A 24,640-nucleotide genomic window follows, 5' to 3' on the forward strand; every position below is an offset into this window, starting at 1 on the left:
GGTCAGAATGAACGGTTATTACCCAATTATGCTGAAGCTTGAAGGAAAAAAGGTAATCGTGGCCGGCGGCGGCAAGGTAGCTGAGCGGAAGGTAAAAGGCTTGCTGGAAACGGGAGCAGCCATTACAGTCATTAGCCCGGAAAGTACGCCTGTTATACAACATTTGGCCCACGAAGGAAAAATAGCCTGGAAGCAAAAGCTGTTTGCCAAGTCGGACATCCAGGAGGCGTTTCTCATCATAGCGGCCACGAATGACCCGCACACCAACAATCTGGTGAAGGAAGAAGCGGCGGAGCATCAGCTTGTATCCATTGCGGACAATCCGGTGGAGTCTGATTTCCATCTGCCTTCCCATCTGAAGCGGGGCCGCTTAAGCATTGCGGTGTCCACAGGAGGAGCAAGCCCAATCCTAGCGAAACAGATCCGCAAGCAGCTTGAGCAGCAGTTTGACTCCCGGTACGAGGATTATCTAGAATTTCTTTTTTCAAAACGGCAATGGATTTTGAAAAATGTTGAGGATGCGGATTTAAAAAGAAAATTGTTAACTGCCATCGTCAGCCCGGAATTTTTGAACAGCGGCGACTGGGATGAGATGTTTCAGCGTTTATATGAACAAATGATTTAAAGCAGCTACCTAAGTAAGAGGTATCTGCTTTTTTTATTGTGTTAAGAATCTAGTACTATCAAGGATTTTTTTATCTACGCAGGGGAATTTTACCTATTTTTTAAAATTTTTCAGAAAAGTAGTTCCATTTTTCAAAAGTGTGTTATATAATACAAAACGAGGATAGTTACTGTATTATAACAAAGAGGTGATCAAGTTCGTGTCGACGCAAACAAGGGGGATGGAAGTGGTTGGGGCATTGAAAGCCCAATACGACGGTATTTTAACGCCAGATGCTTTGAAATTTATTGAAGAACTTGAAACCAAATTTGGCCCAAGGCGGGCTGAACTGTTACAGTCCAGACAGAAACGCCAAGAGGAATTTAATAACGGCAAGCTTCCTGCTTTCCTCCCTGAGACGAAGCACATCAGAAATGGTGACTGGAGGATTGCACCACTGCCTCATGACCTTCAGGACCGCAGGGTGGAGATTACCGGGCCGACTGACCGAAAAATGGTCATCAATGCCTTAAACTCCGGAGCTAAATTGTTCATGGCTGATTTCGAGGATGCCACGTCACCAACATGGGAGAACCTCGTTGAAGGGCAAATCAACTTACGGGATGCCGTTAATCGGACGATTAACTTTGAAAATCCAGACGGAAAAAAATACGAACTGAATGAAAAAACAGCTGTACTAATTGTCAGACCCCGCGGACTTCATCTCGAGGAAAGGCATGTGTTATTAGACGGCAGAACCATTTCAGGAAGCTTTTTCGATTTTGGATTGTATTTTTTCCATAACGTAAAGGAACTGCTGGCAAGAGGAACCGGTCCTTACTTTTACCTGCCAAAGCTTGAAGGCCACTTGGAAGCACGGCTTTGGAACGACGTATTTGTATACGCACAGGAAAGGCTCGGGATTGCCCAAGGCACCATCAAAGCAACTGTGTTAATTGAAACCATCCTAGCCGCTTTTGAAATGGAAGAGATTCTTTATGAATTAAGGGAACACTCAGCCGGATTAAACTGCGGAAGATGGGATTATATTTTTAGCTATTTGAAAAAACTGCGTAACCAAGATGATGTTATTTTACCGGATCGTTCGCAGGTGGCGATGACAGTGCCATTCATGCGTTCGTACTCCTTACTTACGATTCAAACCTGCCACCGCCGCAAGGCACCGGCAATAGGGGGAATGGCAGCACAGATTCCAATCAAGGATAACCCCGAGGCAAACGAAGAGGCATTTGCCAAGGTTCGCGCTGACAAAGAGCGCGAGGCACGGGACGGTCACGATGGGACGTGGGTTGCCCACCCTGGACTTGTTCCGGTGGCGATGGAGGTTTTCAACCGCGAAATGCCAACTCCAAACCAAATCCATACGATGAAACAGCAGAGGATTACCATTACAGCTAGTGATTTATTGGAAGTGCCAACGGGTACGATTACTGAGGAAGGTGTCCGTACCAACATCAATGTTGGTATTCAATATGTGGCTTCCTGGCTTTCGGGCCGCGGAGCAGCACCGATTCATAATTTAATGGAGGATGCGGCAACCGCCGAAATTTCACGGGCCCAGCTGTGGCAGTGGATCCGTCATCCAAAGGGCGTCTTAAAAGACAACCGGAAGTTAACTTCCGAATTATATGAACAGCTAAAGGCCGAGGAACTTACGAAAATCAAGCGGGAAATTGGGGACCAAGCCTACTTGAACGGGCGGTTCGACGAAGCCGTTAACCTGTTTGACAACTTAATCTTAAATGACGATTTTGCAGATTTCTTAACTATTCCAGGTTACCAACAACTATAGGGATTTGAGAGTTTTTAACTCTTCAAAAATATATTTTTAAAAAATACTTTAATAGGTTGATAGGAGGATTTTAAAATGACTGAAGCAAGAGTAGCGCAATTACAAGAAAGCTGGGAAATGGATGCACGTTGGAAGGGGATTACACGTCCATATACTGCAGAGGATGTAATCAAACTTCGCGGTTCTATCGATATTGAACATACATTAGCACGCAAAGGTGCTGAAAAGCTTTGGAAACTAGTAAACGAAGAAGACTATATCAACGCTCTTGGCGCTTTAACTGGTAACCAAGCGGTTCAGCAGGTTAAAGCTGGTCTTAAGGCTATCTACTTAAGCGGCTGGCAGGTTGCTGCAGATGCTAACCTTTCCGGTAACATGTACCCTGACCAAAGTTTATACCCTGCAAACAGCGTTCCGGCTGTTGTTAAGCGTATCAACCAAGCACTTCAGCGCGCTGACCAGATCACTCATGGAGAAGGCGACAATTCTATCGATTGGTTCGCTCCAATCGTGGCTGACGCTGAAGCAGGCTTCGGCGGCCAGCTAAACTGCTTCGAACTAATGAAAGGCATGATTGAAGCAGGTGCTGCGGGCGTTCACTTCGAAGACCAGCTTTCTTCTGAGAAAAAATGCGGCCACTTAGGCGGTAAAGTATTGCTTCCTACACAAACTGCGGTTCGCAACCTGATTGCTGCCCGTTTAGCAGCTGACGTTATGGGCGTTCCAACTGTTTTAGTTGCCCGTACAGATGCTAACGCTGCAGACTTAATCACAAGCGATATCGATGAAAACGATGCTGAGTTTATTACTGGCGAACGTACAGCTGAAGGTTTCTTCCGTACAAAAGCAGGTCTTGATCAAGCAATCAGCCGCGGATTGGCTTACGCTCCATATGCCGACCTAATCTGGTGCGAAACTTCCGAGCCAAACCTTGAAGAAGCACGCCGCTTTGCAGAGGCAATCCATGAGAAGTTCCCTGGCAAACTGCTTGCCTACAACTGTTCACCTTCTTTCAACTGGAAGAAGAAGCTTGACGATGAAACGATCGCAAAGTTCCAACAAGAGCTTGGCAAAATGGGTTACAAGTTCCAATTCGTTACACTTGCAGGCTTCCATGCTCTAAACCACAGCATGTTCGAACTTGCCCGCGGTTACAAAGAAAACGGCATGGCCGCTTACTCTGTCCTGCAGCAGGCTGAGTTCGCCAGCGAGCAATACGGCTACACTGCTACTCGTCACCAGCGCGAAGTTGGTACTGGTTACTTCGACCAAGTATCTATGGTAATTTCCGGCGGTACTTCTTCAACTACTGCATTAAAAGGCTCTACTGAGGAAGAGCAGTTTACTGGTTCTAAATAATATAGTGATCGGACGTGAATCCTTCCCTCCTTAATGGAGGGAGGGATTTTTTCTTTGTGGCTGGGGGGTTACTCTCGGATAAGCGGTGAATACTCTCGGATAAGGTATGTTTACTCTTGGATAACGCGGGAATACTCTCGGATAACCGTGAATTACTCTCGTAACCGCAAATTACTCTCGGATAGGAGCGGAATACTCTCGGATAAAGTGAAAATACTCGCGGATGATCATCATTTACTCTCAGAGATGCTGAGATTGGAACGTTTTCTATACAGAAATCATACATAGTAATTAGCCTTTTAAATGGAGTTGATTCTTTTTGAAAAAGCCTACCGTTGACGAGGTCTTGCAGCAAGGCATCTATGGAACGATTGAAACCAAGCCTGAGGAAAGACGGAAATTTTTAGGATCTTTACGCGAACGAATTATTGTCGCTCTTACGAAAAAACAGGTAGCTGAAACCGAAGTGTACCCTCAAGTAGGGCAGTTAATGAAGAAAAACCCTGGTGCCCATCTCTTTCTAAACGGAAATATGGGTTACGACCAATTATCCAAATATGTAAAAGTCGCATCCAAACACAAGATTGGCCACACCATTGTCACCAACAAGGAGCATGACACCGACATCGGCTTAGTTTTAGCAATGAATCATGCTATTGATAAAGAAGAAATTTACCTTACAAAAAAGGAAATGGTGATTCCAAAGCAAAATAAGAAGAAAGGACTTTTTGCAAAGTTATTTAAAAGAAAATAAAGCTAATCAGCTCATGGAATAAAGGTGCCATGGGTTTTTTTATGTCCAAAAGTAAAATTGTGGTAATATTTAGGAGGGGAGGATGAACCATGACTATTAAAGGAATAAACCACATTTTGTTTTCCGTTTCCAATCTAGAAAAATCCATCCAATTCTATCAAAGCGTGTTTGGCGCCAAATTGCTAGTGAAAGGAAGGACCACCGCCTATTTTGATCTAAACGGCATATGGCTTGCCCTGAATGAGGAGAAGGATATACCGAGAAATGAAATACATCAATCCTATACGCATCTGGCTTTTTCAATCGCAGAGGAAGACTTCCTTAAGATGTTCGAAAAACTGAAACAACTCCAGGTCAACATTCTGCCGGGCCGCCAAAGAGACGAACGAGATAAACAATCGCTATATTTTACCGACCCGGATGGACATAAATTTGAGTTTCACACAGGTACACTACAAGACAGACTAGATTACTATAAACAAGAAAAAAAGCATATGGAGTTTTTCAATTGAAAAAGGGGCCCTAAAGCCCCTTTTTAGTTTGACGCCTCGACCGCAGCGCGCAATTCTATCTCCACATTTCCTTGCACCGCCCTGCTGATCATACAGGAGGTTTCCGCCTTCTTGGCAAGCCTGTGCGCTAATGCAAAATCCTTTTCGGCAGCATCTGCTTTCAAAACGATAAGTGGTTTATGAATGATTTTTTTATAGGTAATAACCCCATTGGTCACATCGACAATCCCTTCCGATTTCATCGTTAAGCCCGCCTTATCAAGCCCGCTCCGCTGCATCATGGCGGCAAGCGTGATGATATAGCAAGTCGCAGCCGCACCCAGCAGCATTTCATCGGGGTTCGTCCCGACCCCCGGGCCGTCCATTTCCGGCGGGATGGATACCTTCGTTTTCAGGTTTGCGGTTTCAATTTCACCTACATCATTTCGAAGCCCAGGCCAGTTTGCTTTTAATAAAAATCGATGTTCAGCCATCCAAAAACCTCCAGTGAAATATTTCTTGTATAAAAACCCGATGATTTTTAAAATATGGTATGGTTAGTTTATTAATTTAATGGAGCAGCAAAAAATATGAACCTAATAAAGAAGCTATTTCTGTTTTTAATACTTTGCCTATATTTAGCCATTCTTACGAAACTTGTATTATTTAAATATATCCCGCTATCACAGATTATCAATCATTTTAATTTCACCTATGATGGATACCACTGGCGCTCAAATAATTTTGTTCCCTTTAAAACCATTAATTTTTATTTATTTATAGCCGATGTCAATTTCGATATTCGGGTGAAGAATTTAGCTGGAAATGTAATCGGCTTTATCCCGCTTGGCTTTATCTTACCACTCTTGGCAAAAAAGTTTCAAAGACTTAGAACCGTTACGCTAGCCGCATTCAGTTTAAGTTTATCCTATGAAATACTGCAGTTGGTGTTCGAATTTGGCAGCTTCGATGTGGATGACTTAATTTTAAATACCTTTGGCGGAATTTTGGGCTATATCCCGTTTAAAATTTTGCAGTTTTTTTCCCGCCCCAAAAGGAAAAGAAAAAAATAGGCAAACTAAACCGAAATTATGTTGAAATCTGCAACGTTTTTTAAAAATTTGCAGATTTTTTAGTTTATCAGAAAAAAATGTGTTGTAAGGGTTTACACAGTGTAGTAATATGAGTATTGAAATCACATACGTGATAAGAAATCACATATATGATTTCAGGGAGGGTACAAGATGGCTGTTAAATCAGCAGAACGCGTCTTAAAAGTGTTTGAGTTGCTTGCACAGCACCCAGAAGGATTAACAATCAAAGAAATAAGCGAGACACTTGCTTTTCCGCAAAGCAGTACATCAGGTTTGATTGAGACATTATTTCAAGCAAACTATTTGACGGTCGATTTTTCAAAAAAGTATAGGCTTGGACCGAAGCTTATACCCCTTGGGAGCATAGCAATGAATTGTCTGGATGTTGCGGCCCAGGGATTGCCTTTTCTAAAAAAATTAATGGAAGAGGTACAGGAAACTGTCTTTATGGCTGTTTTATCAGATTCTGAACTTAACTATGTGGCGAAGATCAACAGCAACAGATCCATTCGTACCACAGCAGAACCTGGAAAAAGCAAGCCATTGTATTGCACAGGATTAGGCAAGGCCTTCTTAACCTTTCTTCCAAATGAACACAGAGAGGAAATTATCAGAAACTTAGCACTTAAGCCAATTACACCAAAGACGATAACGGACAAAATCTCTCTCATAGAGCAATTGGACATGTTTGCTAAGCAGGGCTACTCCATTGATGATGAGGAGAATGAAGAGGGGTTATATTGTCTGGCTGCTCCTATATATGGAGTAGAATGTACGATTCAGGCCGCAATTAGTGTAGCAGGACCCAAAGAAAGAATGTTAAAAAATAAAGAACAAATTGTGGAAAACTTACTCCAAACTTCCATGAAGATTTCTGACAGTATCGGATACAGATAACCACAACTTATGGATTTATTTAAAACTTTGAAAGGGGGACTTGCATGTAGGAAGGGTCGCTATGATTCCATTATGTACCAAGAAGCAATTAATCGCACTTTAAAATGAAACCGTTATCACTTTATTGAAAATAAATGCAAGGGGGAAAATTATGAAAACGAGTTTTGTAGGTTTTAAGAAAGCTGCTGGTGTTCTTGCTTTAGCCGTTGGTCTTAGCTCTGCACTAGCTGGGTGCAGCGGATCAGATTCCTCAACAGGTTCAAAGGCGCCTGAGAAGACTGCTGAGAAAAAGGTTCAAGAAATCCGCTTGGTTGCTGCTAACCATCCTTGGACTGAAGCAATTAAGGCACAATTGCCAGAGTTTGAGAAAGAGACAGGCATTAAAGTAAAAATCGACAGCTACTTTGAAGACCAATTAACACAAAAAACTTCCGTTGAGTTTGCCTCTAACTCTAAGAACATCGATGTTGTTATGTTCCGTCCGCTTCAAGACGGTAAGATGTTCCATAAGAGCGGCTACTTTGCAGACATGACTGGTTATATTTCTAAAGAACAAGACTATACAAAGGATTTTATTCCTTCTTCCCTAGGAAGCGTGCAACAGGACAAAAAATACTTTGGATTACCGCTTGTAACAGAGACGGAAGTTCTTTACTACCGTAAAGACCTGTTAGAAAAAGCCGGCATCGAAGTTCCAAAGACATTAGAAGAGCTTGAAGCAGCGGCTAAGAAGTTAAACGACCCTGCAAATGGCGTTGCTGGATTTGTTGCCCGTGGTAAACGTGCTGCAGCAGTTACACAATTCTCCAGCTTCCTTTATGGCTTTGGCGGAGACTTTATGAAGGATGGAAAATCCACCCTTACTTCTCCAGAAGCACTTAAGGCGTTTGAATATTATGGAAACCTATTAAACAAGTATGGCCCTAAAGGTACGTTAAACATGAGCTGGCCTGAAGCAATGGCTGTGTTCACTCAAGGAAAAGCTGCTTTCTATACAGATGCATCTTCCTTGTTCACAAACGCAACTGATCCATCAAAATCTGCTGTGGCTGACAAAGTTGGTTTTGCTCCGTTCCCAGCTGGTGCTAATGGCTCTAAGCCATACAACGTAACATCTTGGGCACTTGGTATTGGCGCTAACTCTGAGAAGAAAGATGCGGCATGGCAATTCATTAAGTGGGTAGAAAGCAAAGAAATGGTTACGAAGCTTCAAGCTGAAGGAAATCCTGGCGCACGTATTTCTGTTTGGGAGTCTGCAGAAGGAACTGCTAAATTCCCGAAAGATTTAGCGGCAGCGATTGCTGAAAATGGTAAAGCTGGTACTTCTTATGACCGTCCAGTGGTAATCAACGTAGGAAGCGCACGTGATTCCATCGGCGATATCATCATTGCTGGTATCGAAGGCAAGGATGTTAAGGCTGCTGCAGAAAAGGCAGACGGAGAATTCCAAAAGATTCTTGACAGTGAGAAGTAATCCGTTCTAATTAGCACAAATTTTTAATCGGCTTTCGGTCAGCAATCTAGGTTGTAATACTGGATCATGCCCGAAAGCCGTTTGTTTTAAGAAAACCATAATCTTTTCCGGGAGGAACAAAAGAATGACAAATTGGATTGACCGTCACATCAAGTGGGTTTTTACCTTGCCGGCTGTACTTTTTGTAGGATTAATGATGGTCATGCCTGTGGGCTATACATTTTGGCTGAGTTTTCATGAGTGGAGCATGTCGAATGTGACTCCTCCGTTATGGGTGGCTTTGGATAATTATATCGCATTGTTTAAAGATGAACTTTTTCTTAAATCACTTTGGTTAATGTTTTATTTTACTATTGTAGCTGTGTTGATCGAAACGGTATTAGGGATTGGAATTGCAATCCTCATGAATCAGAATATCGTTGGAAAAGGCGTTGTCAAAACCTTATTCCTGCTCCCAATGGTAGCAACTCCAGTTGCTGTCGGTTTAATTTGGGTACTGATTTATGAACCGAATATTGGGATTCTTAACATATTCTTAAGCAAACTTGGAATTCCGGGTCAGGAATGGTTAACCTCACAAAGTCTCGTTATGCCTTCGTTGATTTTTATTGATGTTTGGGAATGGACCCCGATGATTGCCTTAATCGTTCTTGCAGGTCTTGTTTCCCTGCCGAAGGATCCTTACGAAGCAGCGATGATTGACGGGGCGACTCCTTGGCAGTCGTTTACAAAAATTACCCTTCCGTTGTTAAAACCGACGCTATATTCCGCTGTTTTATTAAGGATGATAGACGCGTTAAAAACGTTTGATATTATTTATGCTACAACTCAGGGCGGACCGGGGACTTCGTCACAAACGACCAACATTTACGGGTACGTTTTAGGCTTCCAATACTTCAAGATTGGCCAAGCCTCCGCATTATTGATGATTTTCTTTATCATTGTTCTTTCAATTAGTATTTTCACGATTATTTTACGGAAAAGGGCGGGTGTACAGCTATGAGTGAAAAACAAAGTCCTATTAAATCCATTTTCACCCATTTCGGCGTTTATTTTGTACTGTTTTTGTTCTTACTCCCGTTCCTGTGGATGTTGCTCGCTTCATTTAAAACACAAGTACAAATTCTTAATACCAATAAAATCTTTGAAATTACCGCGAATTTTAATAACTATATTAATGTATTTAAAGAATATAACTTTCTTAGTTTTATATGGAACAGCTTTGTCGTTGCAGCAGGGGCGACCCTATTTGGGCTCATCCTTGGCCTTCCTGCCGCTTATTCAATTGCAAAATTCAAGCAGCAGGGCTTTGGTCTTTTAATTCTTGTAGCAAGGATTGTACCGGGAATTTCTTTCCTTATCCCATGGTTTATTATCTTTTCAAAACTCCAATTAATTGACACATACACGTCGCTAATCCTAAGCCATATGCTTGTCACCATGCCGTTTATTATCTGGGTTATGATTCCGTTTTTCGAAGGACTTCCGCATGAACTGGAGGAATCCGCACGTGTAGATGGCTGTTCCATTCCGGGTGCGTTTGTCAAAGTCATGCTGCCAATCTCAGGACCGGGGATTGTGACATCATCCATTTTGGCGTTCATCTTCTCATGGAATAACTTTATGTTTTCATTGATTTTAGCAGGCGATAATACGAAGACCTTACCGATTGCCATCTTTAATTTCCTATCCTATTCGGAAATTAACTGGGGCGGTCTGATGGCGGCATCTGTCATCATTACGGCACCTGTACTAGTCATCGCACTATTTGCCCAACGTTATATCATTGCAGGATTAACAGGCGGAAGTGTGAAAGGTTAATAGTCTTAGCATATGCGTGATTTAAAAAATAATATAAACGAGGCGAATTTACTATGAAAATCACGAATCTAACATTATACAAAGTTCCTCCACGCTGGCTTTTTCTAAAAATTGAAACGGATAACGGCTTAGAAGGCTGGGGCGAGCCAATCGTAGAAGGCCGGGCGAGCACGGTAGAGGCTTGTGTAAAGGAACTTAGTGACTATTTAATCGGTCAGGACCCGCGGAAAATTGAAGATCTTTTTCAGGTGATGTACCGTGGGGGATTTTATCGCGGCGGTCCAATCATGATGAGTGCCATTTCTGGAATTGAGCAGGCACTGTGGGACATAAAAGGGAAATTCTACAATATGCCTGTTTATGAAATGCTTGGCGGGGCGGCACGTGATAAAATCCGCGTCTACTCATGGATCGGCGGCGACCGCCCAAGCGACGTAGCGAACGAAGCGAAAGAAAAGATTAAGGCAGGTTTTACAGCAGTAAAAATGAATGCCACTGAAGAAATGGAATACATTGATAATACTTCCAGCGTGGAAAGTGTCATAAATAGAATTGCTGCTGTCCGTGAAGCGGTAGGCAAAGATGTGGGAATAGGCATGGACTTCCACGGCCGTGTCCATAAAACAATGGCAAAAATCATTGCGAAAGAATTGGAGCCATACCGTCCAATGTTTATTGAAGAACCAGTTCTTCCGGAAAATAACGAGGCATTACGTGAAATTGCCAGATATACATCAACTCCAATCGCGACTGGAGAAAGACAGTATACACGCTGGGGCTTTAAGCAACTGTTGATGGATGGATATGTTGACATAATCCAGCCGGATGTTTCCCACGCTGGCGGAATTCTCGAAATGAAGAAAATCGCGGCTATGGCGGAAGCCTTTGATGTCGCCGTTGCACCGCATTGTCCGCTTGGTCCAATTGCTTTAGCTTCATGCTTACAGGTAGACTTCTGTACGCCAAATGCAATTATTCAGGAGCAGAGCTTAGGAATTCATTACAATCAGGGCAGCGATTTGCTTGATTACCTTAAGGATCGTTCTGTCTTTAAATATGAAAATGGGTATGTGAACATTCTTGAAGGCCCAGGTTTGGGGATAGAAGTGGATGAAGAGCATGTAAAGGAAATGGCGAAGGTTGGGCACGATTGGAAAAATCCAATTTGGCGCTATAAAGATGGCAGCGTTGCCGAGTGGTAATGAATAAGGGGGAAAATTAAATGGATGTGATTACCTTTGGTGAAACAATGGTCCTATTAAACCCCTCAAAAGCAGGGCCGCTAAGATATGTCAGCCAATTTGAAAAGACCATCGGCGGAGCTGAGTCAAATGTGGCCATCGCTCTTGCCAGACTTGGGCATCGGGTAAGCTGGGCGAGTCGTCTCGGTGAGGATGAATTCGGTCTATACATCCGTAACTTTATTCGTGGTGAAGGGGTCGATACCAGTTTGGTTACCTTTGACCCTGCCTCCCCGACAGGAGTATTTTTTAAGGAACGGCAAGATGGAAGAGATCCGAAAGTAAATTATTTCAGGGCCGGTTCCGCGGCAAGCAGAATGGGGAAAGCTCATTTGCAGGAAAGTGAAATTGCCAATGCGAAAATCCTGCATATTACAGGTATCACACCAGCTCTAAGTCCAACCTGCAAAGAGCTTGTCTATCATGCGATTGATGCAGCCAAACGAAATATGGTGACGATTGTTTTCGACCCGAATATTCGCCTGAAGCTTTGGACAAAGGAAGAAGCGCGTGAAGTGTTAATGGATATTGCCGGTAAATGCGATATCGTTTTGCCAGGTATTGAAGAAGGTCTGATTCTTACAGGAGAAAAGACACCGGAGAAAATAGCTGAGCGATTAATTAAAAATGGATCAAAAGCGGTCGTTGTGAAGCTTGGGGATACCGGTGCCTATTACAATGATGGGGATAAGCAGGAATACGTCGACGGGTACAGAGTTGAGAAGGTAGTCGACACTGTTGGTGCTGGCGATGGGTTTGCTGCCGGCTTCATATCGGGCTTGCTTCGCGGCTGGTCCTATAGGGATGCTGTTTCCCTTGGAAACCGGGTAGGCGCTTCTGCTGTAACGGTGGCGGGTGATGTGGAGGGTTATCCATATTGGGCTGAAATTGCTCCCGACCGTTCAGAAGAAATCTTGAGATAGTTGTGGGAAGGAGAGATTTTAGTGATACCGAAAGTTCAGCTGCTGGAGAAATTGGTCGAAAGCGGCATTATCGCAGTCATCCGCAGGTTGCCCGAGGAGATCGTCGGACAGGTGATTGAAAGCCTTGTCGAGGGCGGAGTGACGGCACTCGAAGTGACTGTAGATTCACCACATGCATACCGAACAATTGAAAAATACTCGCAGATGTTTAAAGGTCAAGCTCTTATCGGAGCGGGAACGGTTATTGACCGTGAATCCGCTCAGCGCGCTATCTCGGCAGGTGCAGATTTTGTTTTTAGCCCTAGCCTTTCTGAAGAGGTGATTAGAACGGCACTGCGTTATGGCAAAATAGCGATTCCGGGTGTGATGACCCCAACAGAAATGATTCAAGCGGTTGAATGGGGTGCAGATGCAGTGAAGGTTTTCCCAGCTGGGAATCTTGGACCAAAGTATATTAAGGATGTCGGGGCACCGTTTCCTCATATTCCTATCATCCCTACAGGCGGCGTTTCTTTAGAAAATATTGAGTCCTATATTAAAGCCGGCGCAGTAGCTTGTGGAATCGGAGGGAGCTTGGTCAATTCTAAATTAAAAGAAGAACGCAACTTCAGCGAACTAAAAGAAAAAGCAACTGCATATGTTGAGGCAGTACGAGCTGCACGTAACTTGATCAAATAACAAGGCACCCATCGCCTGAATAGGGTGCTTTTTCTTTTTGGAAAAAGCACTTCCAATGTCCGAATTGAACTAAAATTAAAAACTCTTGTCCATACTTAAAGAGTAATCATTGCAGTAAAGCGAAAAAGTTTGGTATCATCAATATTAAATGACAATAATCGGAGGTAACTTAGACATGTCGCGAATTTCAACCGAACAGGTGAAGCACGTGGCCAATTTGGCGCGTCTTGCGATTACCGAGGATGAGGCAGAAAAGTTCACCAAGCAGCTTGATGCCATCATCACATTTGCTGAACAGTTAAATGAACTGGATACGGACAATGTGGCTCCTACATACCATGTGCTTGATATGAAAAATGTTCTGCGCGAGGATATCCCAAAGCAAGGGTTGCCGCGTGAGGAAGTATTGAAAAATGCGCCGCAGCATCAGGACGGCCAATTCAAAGTGCCATCTATTTTAGGGGAGTAGGAGGATTATTAGTGTGAGTTTATTTGACCATAAAGTTTCAGATCTTCATGAGCTTTTACATAAAAAAGAACTGAAGGTCTCCGATCTTGTTGATGCATCCTATAAGCGGATTGCAGAGGTCGAGGACAAGGTTCAGGCGTTTTTAACATTGGATGAAGAGCGTGCCAGACAAGCGGCAAAGGCCCTGGATGACAATCTGGATGCCACAAAAGGGTTGCTTTACGGCATGCCAATCGGCGTGAAAGACAATATCGTCACAAAAGGTCTTCGGACAACCTGTGCAAGCAAAATACTCGAAAACTTTGATCCAATCTATGATGCGACCGTTGTTCAAAAGCTGCAACAGGCAGAAACGATAACGATTGGTAAGTTAAACATGGACGAGTTCGCGATGGGGTCTTCCAACGAAAATTCCCGTTTCCAAAAGACTCGGAATCCATGGAATCTTGACCGGGTCCCAGGAGGTTCTTCAGGCGGTTCAGCGGCATCCGTTGCAGCTGGAGAAGTGCTATTTTCACTGGGCTCTGACACAGGCGGTTCCATCCGTCAGCCGGCTGCTTTTTGCGGCGTTGTCGGCATGAAGCCAACCTATGGCCGGGTTTCCCGCTTTGGGCTCGTCGCTTTTGCGTCATCGCTTGATCAAATCGGTCCAATCACACGTACAGTCGAGGATAATGCCTATTTATTACAGGCCATTTCCGGACTAGACCCTATGGACTCCACTTCAGCAAACGTGGACGTTCCAAACTTTGCTGGAGCCTTAACAGGCGATGTGAAGGGTCTAAAAATCGCTGTACCGAAAGAGTATCTTGGCGAAGGGGTACAAGAATCTGTCCGCCAGTCTGTTTTGGATGCACTTAAGGTTCTTGAAGGTCTTGGTGCTGTGTGGGAAGAAGTTTCTCTTCCGCACTCCAAGTACGCATTGGCAGCCTATTATTTAATTTCTTCATCAGAAGCATCTGCCAACCTGGCTCGCTTTGATGGTGTCCGCTACGGTTACCGAACACCTGATGCAGAGAATTTACTTGATTTATATAAGAAGACACGGGCAGAAGGCTTCGGTGATGAGGTAAAGCGCCGGATTATGCTCGGAACCTTTGCGCTAAGCTCCGGTTACTATGATGCCTACTATAAAAAGGCGCAAAAGGTACGTACATTGATTAAACAGGATTTTGAGCAGGTCTTTGAAAAATATGATGTTATCATAGGGCCAACTACGCCAACTCCTGCTTTTAAAATTGGTGAAAAAATCGATGATCCATTGACGATGTATGTGAACGATATTCTGACAATACCAATGAACCTTGCCGGTGTGCCGGGAATCTCAATTCCATGCGGCTTTGAAGGCGGACTGCCGTTAGGACTGCAAATTATTGGCAAGCATTTTGACGAAGCAACTATTTATCGTGTTGCCCATGCGTTCGAGCAGGCAACCGACCATCATAAAAAGAAGCCGCAATTGTAGGGGGTGAATAGAATGGAATTCGAAACAGTGATTGGACTTGAGGTCCATGTAGAGCTAAAAACAGAATCAAAAATTTTCTCGTCCAGCCCAAACCACTTTGGTGCTGAGCCGAATACAAATACAACTGTCATCGACCTTGGCTATCCAGGGGTGCTGCCTGTTCTGAACAAAAAGGTAGTCGATTATGGGATGAAAGCGGCAATGGCGCTGAATTGCCAAGTTGCCACACATACGAAGTTTGACCGGAAGAACTATTTTTATCCAGACAACCCGAAGGCATACCAAATCTCGCAATTTGACCAGCCGATCGGCGAGCATGGCTGGATTGAAATTGAAGTGGACGGTTATACAAAACGGATTGGCATAACCCGGATTCATCTGGAAGAGGATGCCGGCAAGCTGAACCATGAAAAAGGCTATTCATTAGTGGACATTAACCGTCAAGGAACGCCGCTGATTGAAATCGTTTCTGAACCGGATATTCGAACTCCAAATGAAGCTTATGCCTATTTGGAAAAATTAAAGTCCATTATCCAATATACAGGCGTTTCCGATTGTAAAATGGAAGAGGGCTCACTTCGCTGTGATGCCAATATTTCGATTCGTCCAGTCGGGCAAGAGGAATTCGGAACAAAAACAGAGTTGAAAAACCTGAACTCGTTCAATTTTGTACGAAAAGGACTTGAATATGAAGAAAAACGTCAGCGCGAGGTTGTCTTGGACGGTGGAAAAATCGATCAGGAAACACGCCGCTTTGATGAAGCAACTGGTGCGACTATTCTGATGAGGGTAAAGGAAGGCTCCGATGATTATCGTTACTTCCCGGAACCGGACCTTCTCGAATTATATATTGACGAAGACTGGAAATCCCGGATTCGTGCCGAAATTCCTGAGCTTCCAGATGAGCGTCAAAAGCGTTATATCGAAGAGCTTGGCCTCCCGGTTTATGATGCAAAAGTATTGACTGTAATTAAAGAAACAGCTGATTTCTTTGAAGCGACAGTAGCAGCAGGTGCGGAAGCAAAAATGGCGTCCAATTGGATCATGGGTGAGGTTTCTGCTTACTTGAACGCCGAGGGCAAAGAACTTCATGATGTTCCGCTAACGCCAGAAGGCCTAGCCGGTATGATTAAGTTGATTAACAATGGCACAATATCCTCGAAGATTGCCAAGACTGTCTTTAAGGAGTTAATCGAAAACGGCGGAGATGCCGAGCAGATTGTTAAAGATAAAGGGCTTGTGCAAATTTCCGATGAAGGAACGCTTTTGAAGATTATTGGTGAGATTCTTGATAACAATCCGAAATCGATTGAAGATTTCAAGGGTGGTAAGGCAAAAGCCACCGGCTTCCTTGTTGGGCAAATCATGAAAGCGACAAAGGGACAAGCCAACCCGCAATTGGTGAATCAGTTGTTAGTGCAGGAATTGAATAAGAGATAAGCTTGCAAGCCGGCAGAATTTTTTCTGCCGGTTTTTTGCATGCTGTAAAGGAGGTTCTTTGCAGATAATGTCGGTGCAATATTCGACAATCGCTGCACCATTTCCCGGGAAAAAATCCTTTGTTGAAAAGGATTCTTGGGAAATCTAACCAAACGTTTGGGTGATGTTGCAAATTGGGATTATGTGTCGAAGGATGGGAAATAAGTCGAGATGCTTTATTTTTCGAGTTGATTTGAGACTTTCATATGAAATACAAGATATGTGAAACGACATTATTCCGCCCTTGTAGGAGAGAAAAGCTATATTTTTCTAAGAAGAACTGGTGATTCAATCAAACGTTTGATTGGAGGCGTTTTTCGGCAGGATTTATTAAGGTGTTTTTTTATTTAATCCTTATTTTAAAGGTGTTTAATGCTATTTAATTAAACGTTTGATTGACATGGAAATATCAAATTTAAATGAGTCCTGGGGAAATGTGAAAATACCATTTGCCAAAAGGCGACGGCTTTTTGAACAAGTCATAGGGAAACATTGATTTACCGGTATTCATGGAATTTAATCAAACGTTTGATTGGGACGCATGTTTTCGACAAAGTATTAAGGTTAATTTTCTCTGAATCCTTGAATTAATAAGGATTATTATCTTTTTAATTAAACGTTTAATTAGCAGGGGAGAGGGGGAGAATTTGTCGGTAGTGTTGAATTTATGGCTTGCTTAAAACAAATGCTAACAATTGAGAGAGAGGTGTAATATGTTAATTCTCCAGTTAGCTATCATTTTAATTGCTTCTAAAGTTGCCGGAAGTCTAAGTGTCAGATTAGGACAGCCATCCGTTCTCGGCACCCTTTTGATTGGCATTGTTTTGGGACCTTCCGTATTGGGATTGGTCAATGAAACGGAGACGTTATCGGAATTCAGTGAAATTGGTGTTATCCTGCTTATGTTTATCGCTGGATTGGAAACGGATCTGGACGAATTTAAGAGGACAGGAAAAGCATCAACGTATGTTGGGTTTGGCGGGATAATATTCCCTCTTGTTTTCGGTTATGTTGCTGGAATTTTACTCGGAATGTCAGCGCCACAATCTTGGTTTTTAGGGCTGGTTCTTTCAGCTACTAGTGTTAGCATCTCCGTGCAAGCGCTAAAAGAAATGAATCAGCTAAAAACCCGGGAAGGCACTACTATCTTGGGAGCGGCAGTAATTGATGATGTAGTGGTCATTATAGCGTTGGCCTTTTTAATGAGCCTCTCAGGCGGGGATGTGAATCTAACTGCCGTCATCTTAAAAAAGGTAGCATTTTTCGCAGGGGCGCTTTTAATCGGCTGGTCAGTCGTCCCGTTATTTTTAAAAAGATTCTCTGTTTTAAAGGAATCAGAAACGGTTATATCGTCAGCCTTAATAGTTTGCTTTGTTTATGCTTATTTAGCGGAATTTACCGGTGTTGCAGCTATTATTGGTGCTTATATAGCGGGTGTGGCGATTAGTTTGACGGATTTCAAGCACGAGATTTTTGAGAAGGTCGAAACAATCAGTTATTCCATCTTTGTACCGGTGTTCTTTACCTCAATTGGTGTGACCGCACAGTTCGGCGGCATTGGGGAAAACATTATTCCAATCATATTATTGAGTATTCTAGCTATTTTAACGAAATTAATTGGTGCATCTCTTGGTTCAGTTTTAGCGGGATTTTCTTGGGGCAGTGCTTTGGGAATTGGTGCTGCGATGGTATCCCGCGGCGAGGTGGCATTGATCATTGCCAATATTGGGTTGGAGACCAAGCTTCTAAGTCAGGACATGTTCGCCATAATTGTTGTTGTGACTTTGGTGTCCACGTTGGTTACTCCGCCGATGATGAAATTATTCTTTAAGAGGGCGGCTAGGCAGATCATTGGATAAATAGTGGCAGGGAAGGGTTCATAACACCCGAGAGGTGGTTGAACCCGTGGCCCAGGTAGTTATGAAAGGGTTCATAACGCCTGAGAGGCAGTCGAGCCCGTGGCTCAGGTAGTTATGAAGGGTTCATAACGCCCGAAAGGCAGTCGAGTCCGTGGACCAAGTAGTTATGAAAGGGTTTATAACACCCGAAAGGTAGTCGAACCCGTGGTCCAGGGAGTTATGAAGTGCTTCATAACGCCCGAAAGGTAGTCGAACCCGTGGCCCAGGTAGTTATGAAAGGGTTTATAACGCCCGAAAGGCAGTCGAGTCCGAGGCCCAGGTAGTTATGAAAGGGTTCATAACGCTCGAAAGGTAGTCGAACCCGTGGCCCAGGTAGTTATAAAGGGTTTATAACGCCCGAAAGGTAGTCGAACCCGTGGCCCAGGTAGTTATGAAGGGTACATAACGCCCGAAAGGTAGTCGAGCCCGAGGACTAGGTAGTTATGAAAAATATAAATCAAAATAATTAGAAAGAAATCATAGCTCCCCGCTCATCAAACACCGAACTTGGGTTCCAGGCGACTTCCCAAAGGTTATTTTCGGGATCGGCGAAGTAGGCTGTCCGCCCTCCCCAAAAGGCATCACTTGGTTCCCTTAAGATTCGGGCCCCTGCCGTGCGGATTTTTTCGATAACTTCATCTACCTGTTCCTTATGGTCCACATTAATCGCCAAGGTAACAGGTCGATAATGTTCAGCAGAGCCTCCAAACTCAATCCCGGCATCCTTCGCCAGCTCCTCAATAGGAAATAGAGAAAGAAGCACCCCAGCCGTTTTAAAAACAGCATATTGGTCAGAACTGATCTCAGTTTCCTTCCAGCCCAAAGACTTATAAAAGACACGCAGTGCAGGCAGATTATAGGCACCAATGGTAACCAGGCTTACTCGTTGTGGAATCATCAATAAAACCTCCAAAAAATGTTTATTACTTATTTTTTCTCTAAACTTCCAAAAAACTCCTTCCCATACAAGTTTCAATTCGTTTATCCATGATAAGAAATGGTAAGATTGAAAGAAAAGCGGGTAAAAGTGAGGGGCATACAATGACCATTTATATTGCTCTGTTAAGAGGCATAAATGTTGGCGGGCACAATATCATCAAAATGGCAGACTTAAAAAGTCTATTGGAAGAGCTAGGGCTAAAAAAGGTCAAAACCTATATTCAAAGCGGGAACGTCCTATTTGAATCAAACGAGAAGCAGGAAAAGCTTACCCAACTGTTGGAAGATGAAATCGCCAAGAAATTTGGATTTCCGGTCCCAGTTGTTTTAAGGACAGCGGAGGATTTTGAACGAATTATCCGGACATGCCCATTCTCGACGGAGTCTTTAAAAGAAGATGAAAGTGTACAGGTAGCTTTTTTGGCAGGAGAACCGTCACAGGAAGGAATCCAACAATTAGCCTCCATCCAAAGTAATCAGGATGAATTTATAATAGAGGGGAAAGATGTCTATTTGTATCTCCGTCAAAGCATTCGGACCTCCAAGCTGGCACAACAGCTTCCGAAGTTAGGGGTTCCTGCGACCGTGAGGAACTGGAAGACGGTAGTTAAACTCGATTCCCTAGCAAAAGCATAAAGGTTGAGAACATTGGTGTTTTTTGTGGCTGGAACCGTATTCTTTTCAATGTGTTCAGTAGCATATAAAGGCTATATGAGCTCGAACCGATGAACCCCATAACAGTTCGGTCGCATATAAAAGCTATATGAGCCCAAACCAACGAACTCCAGAAAAGTTGAGTAGCATATAAAGGCTATATGAGCCGGAACGGACGAACTTCAGAAGAGTTGAGTAGCATATAAAGGCTATATGAACCCGAACCAACGAGATCCAAAAGAGTAGGGTAGCATATAAAGGCTATATGAGCCCGAATCGACGAACTTCAGAAGAATTGAGTAGCATATAAAGGCTATATGAACCCGAACCAACGAGATCCAAAAGAGTAGGGTAGCATATAAAGGCTATATGAGCCCGAACCGACGAACTTCAGAAGAGTAGGGTAGCATATAAAGGCTATATGAGCCCGAACCGACGAACTTCAGAAGAGTAGGGTAGCATATAAAGGCTATATGAGCTCGAACCGACGAACTTCATAAGAATTGAGTAGTATATAAAAGCTAAATACAACCGAACCCGGCAATTTTTTCTACTTAAATGGGGAAAACCCCACAATCTGCAATAAAAATGAAAAAAAACGCTCGGATCAAATATTCCGAGCGTTTCCCTCATAAAACTATTCCTGTTTCAACAACCGTACGCTTTCCTCAAACTCTTTCTCAACTACATCATTTTTCTTATATGTGATCATGCTGACAACAACAGATACGACAAGGTTGAAAACAAAGCCTGGGACGATTTCATACAGCGTATCGCCAAGTCCGGTATTTTTCCAAACGATAACTGTGACAGCCCCTACAATCATTCCAAACAGGGCGCCCCAGTTCGTCATCTTTTTCCAGAACAAGCTTAACAGGATGACAGGACCGAACGCGGCACCGAAGCCAGCCCATGCATAAGCAACAAGGTCTAAGATGGTGCTATTTTGCTTAAAGGCAAGTGCAGCGGCAACAACAGCTACGATAAGTACTGCCATTCTTCCTAAGAAAACTAAGTGTTTATCAGATGCTTTTTTATTCACAACCACTTTGTACAAATCCTCAACCAGTGCACTGGAAGTAACAATCAACTGGGAAGAAATTGTACTCATAATCGCTGCCAGAATTGCGGCTAGGGCAAAGCCTGCAAATAATGGGTGGAATAAAATCTGGCTAAGTGTAATAAAGACAGCTTCCGGGTTTTTTAACACATTCTCAGTATGTTGGTGGAAGTAGGCAAGTCCAATAAATCCGGTAAAAATTGTTCCGATCAGCGAGATAATCATCCAGCTCATACCGATACGGCGGGCACTTTTTGTTTCTTTAACGGTTTTGATGGCCATAAAGCGGACAATGATATGCGGCTGGCCAAAGTAGCCAAGTCCCCAAGCCATTGCTGAAATAATTCCTAGAGTAGTAGTTCCTTTAAAGAAGTCAAGTAAGGTCGGGTCGATGGCGCGAATCGTATCAAACGTTTCTGCTGGGCCACCTGTTTTAAAAATTCCAAGTGCAGGAACAAGAAGTAAAGCGACCAACATCATTAAGCCTTGAATGAAGTCAGTATAGCTTACGGCTAAGAATCCGCCGAACAAGGTGTAGGCCACAACAACGCCGCCAACAATATAAAGTCCGGTATGATAGCTTGTACCGAAGGAGTTTTCAAAAAAGACTGCTCCAGAAACCATCCCTGATGAAACATAGAAAGTAAAGAAAATAAGAATAACAATACCTGAAACTATGCGGAGCAATTTCGTGTTGTCTTTAAAGCGGTTTTCTAGATAGCTAGGAATTGTGATGGAGTCATTTGCTACTTGCGTATAAGAGCGAAGGCGAGGTGCAACTAATAACCAGTTCAGGTAAGCACCAATTGTTAAACCGATGGCAATCCAGGCATCAGCTAAACCGGTTACATAAATTCCCCCAGGCAGTCCCATTAAGAGCCATCCACTCATGTCGGCAGCACCGGCACTTAAAGCGGTTACAGCAGGACCCAAAGAACGTCCTCCGAGCATGTAATCAGTTAAGTTACTTGTTTTTCGATAGGAATACCAGCCAATAAACAGCATCGCGGCCAAGTAAATTCCAATCGAAACAAGTTGTAAAGTTTCATTGGACATACATTTACCCCCTTTTTTAAAAAACAGAAAATATTTAGAATAATATTTTCTACAATATTTATATTTTATCTGTTTGCTGTATAAAATTCCACTACCAAAATATTGATTTATTAAAATAATGAAAAATATTTTTAGAATAATATGATACCCCGCTGCAAGCGGTGTTTTTGTAATTCATATTTAAAATGTTTATCATAAAAGAAAAAAGAAAGGTTGGGAAATGATGAATTTAAATGATTGGTTTGAAAAAGGAATGTCGGCCGATGAGTACATTGACGCGATGACTCGAAATAAGGAACAAATGCTATCTATTTATGAGAAGTTTGCTTTAAAGGAAGAGGATAAAGACCGGCTGGAAACCTTTAAGTCACGTAAGCTCAGGGCAATCGTATTGACAGAGGATTGGTGCGGGGATGCGATGCTTAACAATCCTGTATTGCTCCGTATTGCCGAAGCGGCAGAGATAGAGGTACGGATGCTTCTTCGTGATCAAAATTTGGAATTGATGGACCATTACTTAACAAACGGAACCTCCCGTGCGATTCCAATCTTTATTTTTATCGACCAAGAAGGTAATGAGGTTGGAGTCTGGGGCCCGCGTGCGCCGGAAATACAAGCGAGGGTGGAGAAGGAACGTGCTTCACTTCCAGATAAGGATGCTGAGGATTTTCAGGAAAAGCAGCTTGCCATTTACAAACAGCTGGGTGCCTCCTATCAAACCGATGCTTCTATTTGGCAGACAGTAGCCGACAGCATCATGACTGTTTTATAGAAATAAAAATGAAGGCCCCGGAGACAACAGCTGTCATTACGGGGCCTTTTCTACAATTTAATCCCGCCATTTTTAGGCGGTATCCTGTCTTTGTTTAAATTTTTGTCATTGATTTTAGGTTCAATGCCAAGAATGAAGTTTCGGATATTGGAACGGTGCAGAAAAATTAATAAGAAAAAGAATAAAAGAAAAATAAGTTCAAATTCCAGCTTAGGTGAGACCAAATCATAAATCAGCATGCTGAGCCCGACAGATATCGAACCGAAAAATACGTACTTAGTCAAAAAGATAACGGCAAAGAACGTGACGTAAGCGATTGCGAGTAACGGCAGATTTGCAATCAACAATGCCCCAGCCGTTGTAGCAATGGCTTTGCCTCCGCGAAAACCGGCAAAGATGGGAAAGCAATGGCCGACAACTGCTGCTAGACCAAAGTAAAGCGGTTCTGTATCAAGCTGAAAATAGAGGGGAAGTGCTGCGGCCAATGCGCCCTTAGCCAGGTCAATTACTAGTACGAAAGAAGCAGACTTTTTTCCCAAAACTCTCAGCGTGTTAGTAGCACCGGGGTTTTTACTGCCGTGGTCGCGGATATCAATCCCATAGACCAATTTCCCTATAATCAATGCAGTTGGAATGCTTCCGATTAAATAGGAAGCAAGTAGCAGCCACCAAAACATAAGAATCATTCCCTTTTAAAAGAATTTATCTATAATTCTACCATAAGTATTTGGAAGTATTTTGTCGAACTATCATGATTTGGAAATTAAAAAGTTTGTCTTTGGCGATTAAAGACTCGCAAGTTTATCACAATGATGGCGAAATAAAATGGAGGACCCATGGGAGTCCTCCATTTTATAGATATTAAGATTTCAAGAATCGGCTTAAGAAGGTTTGTAATCTTGGACTTTGAGGGTTTTCAAAGATCTCCTTTGGAGTTCCTTGTTCTTCAATTTGTCCGTCGTGAAGGAAGACGACCCGGTCGGCCACATCACGGGCAAAGTCCATTTCATGGGTAACCAAAATCATCGCCATATCGGTTTCTTTTGCCAGGTCCTTGATCACCTGGAGAACCTCACCCACAAGTTCAGGGTCAAGTGCAGAAGTAACCTCATCAAACAGCATTACCTTTGGCTGCATGACAACCGCTCTTGCAATAGCGACCCGCTGTTTTTGGCCGCCGGAAAGCTGACCTGGGTAAGCATCCAATTTATCGCCTAGGCCAACCTTTTCAAGCATTTCAACGGCCCTTTGATGGGCTTCCTCCTTTGGCATCCCCAATACATGGATGGGTGCCTCAGTGACATTCCGTAAAATGTTCATGTGGGGAAAGAGGTTAAAGTGCTGGAAGACCATTCCTATATTTTGGCGCATGTTGCGTAAATGTTTTTCAGTGGCCGGAACTAATCCTCCATTCATTTCTTTATGCCACAAATAATTCCCCTCTACCTTAATAAAACCGGAAGTCGGTTTTTCCAATGTCATCAGCATCCGGATAATCGTGGTTTTTCCTGAACCGCTCGGGCCAATTAATGCCACTTTTTCACCAGGACTGATGTTAAGGTTCACACCCTTTAATACTTCAACCTCACCATAACTTTTTTTGATATTTTCATAGGCAACAATAGGATTATTCGTTTTCTTCATTGGATATACCTTTGACGGCTCTAGCTTCCTTTCAGGAATACTCATCATCTCAACC

At 43.1% G+C, this 24,640-nt stretch carries 24 protein-coding genes; 19 read left to right on the forward strand and 5 right to left on the reverse strand.

The features are described from left to right. The first annotated feature begins 7 nt into the window (after positions 1-7). The 5 genes from ACNQGS_RS12565 (at position 8) to fosM (ending at position 5,042) form a co-directional block, all read left to right on the forward strand. The gene (locus ACNQGS_RS12565; protein WP_491487592.1) at positions 8-625 is read left to right on the forward strand and encodes an NAD(P)-binding protein; all 618 of its coding nucleotides are present in this window, start codon (positions 8-10) and stop codon (positions 623-625) included. Between the two features lie 199 nt (positions 626-824). Then, on the forward strand, positions 825-2,417 hold the full coding sequence (aceB, locus tag ACNQGS_RS12570) for a malate synthase A (RefSeq protein WP_491487593.1): 1,593 nt from the start codon (positions 825-827) through the stop codon (positions 2,415-2,417). A gap of 75 nt (positions 2,418-2,492) precedes the next feature. Beyond that, positions 2,493-3,776, forward strand: coding sequence for an isocitrate lyase (gene aceA / locus ACNQGS_RS12575; protein ID WP_491487594.1), 1,284 nt, complete (start codon positions 2,493-2,495; stop codon positions 3,774-3,776). 319 nt (positions 3,777-4,095) lie between these two features. Further along, complete coding sequence (locus ACNQGS_RS12580) at positions 4,096-4,530, forward strand: YueI family protein (RefSeq protein ID WP_491487595.1); 435 nt, start codon at positions 4,096-4,098, stop codon at positions 4,528-4,530. Between the two features lie 89 nt (positions 4,531-4,619). Then, the gene (gene fosM, locus ACNQGS_RS12585; protein WP_491487596.1) at positions 4,620-5,042 is read left to right on the forward strand and encodes a FosM family fosfomycin resistance protein; all 423 of its coding nucleotides are present in this window, start codon (positions 4,620-4,622) and stop codon (positions 5,040-5,042) included. A gap of 23 nt (positions 5,043-5,065) precedes the next feature. Here the strand turns inward: fosM and ACNQGS_RS12590 are convergent, their stop codons facing one another. Next, on the reverse strand, positions 5,066-5,515 hold the full coding sequence (locus ACNQGS_RS12590; protein ID WP_491487597.1) for an OsmC family protein: 450 nt from the start codon (positions 5,513-5,515) through the stop codon (positions 5,066-5,068). A 96-nt stretch (positions 5,516-5,611) separates the two neighbouring features. Here ACNQGS_RS12590 and ACNQGS_RS12595 point away from each other — a divergent pair, with 96 nt between their 5' ends. From ACNQGS_RS12595 to ACNQGS_RS12650, 12 genes are all read left to right on the forward strand, one after another. Next, positions 5,612-6,094, forward strand: coding sequence for a VanZ family protein (locus ACNQGS_RS12595; protein ID WP_491487598.1), 483 nt, complete (start codon positions 5,612-5,614; stop codon positions 6,092-6,094). A 171-nt stretch (positions 6,095-6,265) separates the two neighbouring features. Next, positions 6,266-7,012 carry an IclR family transcriptional regulator gene (locus ACNQGS_RS12600; RefSeq protein WP_491487600.1) on the forward strand — a complete coding sequence of 249 codons (747 nt, stop codon included), beginning with the start codon at positions 6,266-6,268 and terminating at the stop codon, positions 7,010-7,012. Positions 7,013-7,163: 151 nt separating this feature from the next. Beyond that, positions 7,164-8,486 carry an ABC transporter substrate-binding protein gene (locus ACNQGS_RS12605; RefSeq protein ID WP_491487601.1) on the forward strand — a complete coding sequence of 441 codons (1,323 nt, stop codon included), beginning with the start codon at positions 7,164-7,166 and terminating at the stop codon, positions 8,484-8,486. A 124-nt stretch (positions 8,487-8,610) separates the two neighbouring features. After that, the gene (locus tag ACNQGS_RS12610) at positions 8,611-9,489 is read left to right on the forward strand and encodes a carbohydrate ABC transporter permease (protein ID WP_491487602.1); all 879 of its coding nucleotides are present in this window, start codon (positions 8,611-8,613) and stop codon (positions 9,487-9,489) included. Further along, complete coding sequence (locus ACNQGS_RS12615) at positions 9,486-10,307, forward strand: carbohydrate ABC transporter permease (RefSeq protein WP_213147760.1); 822 nt, start codon at positions 9,486-9,488, stop codon at positions 10,305-10,307. Before ACNQGS_RS12610 ends, ACNQGS_RS12615 begins: the two co-directional genes overlap by 4 nt. A gap of 53 nt (positions 10,308-10,360) precedes the next feature. Beyond that, entirely contained in the window at positions 10,361-11,509 is a 1,149-nt protein-coding gene (gene dgoD, locus ACNQGS_RS12620) for a galactonate dehydratase (RefSeq protein ID WP_378587982.1), read from the forward strand. 20 nt (positions 11,510-11,529) lie between these two features. Further along, entirely contained in the window at positions 11,530-12,471 is a 942-nt protein-coding gene (locus ACNQGS_RS12625) for a sugar kinase (protein WP_491487603.1), read from the forward strand. Between the two features lie 21 nt (positions 12,472-12,492). Further along, positions 12,493-13,149 (forward strand): bifunctional 4-hydroxy-2-oxoglutarate aldolase/2-dehydro-3-deoxy-phosphogluconate aldolase, encoded by a 657-nt coding sequence (locus ACNQGS_RS12630; RefSeq protein WP_491487604.1) that lies wholly within the window; start codon positions 12,493-12,495, stop codon positions 13,147-13,149. Between the two features lie 175 nt (positions 13,150-13,324). After that, a complete protein-coding gene (gatC, locus tag ACNQGS_RS12635; protein WP_491487605.1) occupies positions 13,325-13,618 on the forward strand; it encodes an Asp-tRNA(Asn)/Glu-tRNA(Gln) amidotransferase subunit GatC in 294 nt (97 codons plus the stop codon). A gap of 13 nt (positions 13,619-13,631) precedes the next feature. Next, the gene (gene gatA / locus ACNQGS_RS12640) at positions 13,632-15,083 is read left to right on the forward strand and encodes an Asp-tRNA(Asn)/Glu-tRNA(Gln) amidotransferase subunit GatA (RefSeq protein WP_491487606.1); all 1,452 of its coding nucleotides are present in this window, start codon (positions 13,632-13,634) and stop codon (positions 15,081-15,083) included. 12 nt (positions 15,084-15,095) lie between these two features. Continuing rightward, on the forward strand, positions 15,096-16,523 hold the full coding sequence (gene gatB / locus ACNQGS_RS12645) for an Asp-tRNA(Asn)/Glu-tRNA(Gln) amidotransferase subunit GatB (protein WP_491487607.1): 1,428 nt from the start codon (positions 15,096-15,098) through the stop codon (positions 16,521-16,523). A gap of 752 nt (positions 16,524-17,275) precedes the next feature. After that, entirely contained in the window at positions 17,276-18,421 is a 1,146-nt protein-coding gene (locus ACNQGS_RS12650; RefSeq protein WP_491487608.1) for a cation:proton antiporter, read from the forward strand. Positions 18,422-18,926: 505 nt separating this feature from the next. Here ACNQGS_RS12650 and ACNQGS_RS12655 read toward each other — a convergent pair. After that, the gene (locus ACNQGS_RS12655) at positions 18,927-19,358 is read right to left on the reverse strand and encodes a VOC family protein (RefSeq protein WP_491487609.1); all 432 of its coding nucleotides are present in this window, start codon (positions 19,356-19,358) and stop codon (positions 18,927-18,929) included. 143 nt (positions 19,359-19,501) lie between these two features. Here ACNQGS_RS12655 and ACNQGS_RS12660 point away from each other — a divergent pair, with 143 nt between their 5' ends. Further along, positions 19,502-20,035: a DUF1697 domain-containing protein gene (locus tag ACNQGS_RS12660; protein WP_491487657.1), complete on the forward strand. Its 534-nt coding sequence runs from the start codon at positions 19,502-19,504 to the stop codon at positions 20,033-20,035. Between the two features lie 655 nt (positions 20,036-20,690). Here the strand turns inward: ACNQGS_RS12660 and putP are convergent. Then, positions 20,691-22,169: a sodium/proline symporter PutP gene (putP, locus tag ACNQGS_RS12665; RefSeq protein ID WP_491487610.1), complete on the reverse strand. Its 1,479-nt coding sequence runs from the start codon at positions 22,167-22,169 to the stop codon at positions 20,691-20,693. Between the two features lie 223 nt (positions 22,170-22,392). Here putP and ACNQGS_RS12670 point away from each other — a divergent pair, with 223 nt between their 5' ends. Continuing rightward, on the forward strand, positions 22,393-22,941 hold the full coding sequence (locus ACNQGS_RS12670; RefSeq protein ID WP_491487611.1) for a thioredoxin family protein: 549 nt from the start codon (positions 22,393-22,395) through the stop codon (positions 22,939-22,941). A 50-nt stretch (positions 22,942-22,991) separates the two neighbouring features. On the opposite strand, the gene plsY is transcribed toward ACNQGS_RS12670, so the two are convergent. Both plsY and ehuA read right to left on the reverse strand, forming a co-directional pair. Continuing rightward, positions 22,992-23,618, reverse strand: coding sequence for a glycerol-3-phosphate 1-O-acyltransferase PlsY (plsY, locus tag ACNQGS_RS12675; RefSeq protein ID WP_491487658.1), 627 nt, complete (start codon positions 23,616-23,618; stop codon positions 22,992-22,994). Between the two features lie 184 nt (positions 23,619-23,802). Further along, positions 23,803-24,585: an ectoine/hydroxyectoine ABC transporter ATP-binding protein EhuA gene (ehuA, locus tag ACNQGS_RS12680; RefSeq protein ID WP_491487659.1), complete on the reverse strand. Its 783-nt coding sequence runs from the start codon at positions 24,583-24,585 to the stop codon at positions 23,803-23,805. Between the last annotated feature and the right edge of the window lie 55 nt (positions 24,586-24,640).

The sequence above is a fragment of the Neobacillus sp. PVCKKU3 genome (genome assembly GCF_058323225.1).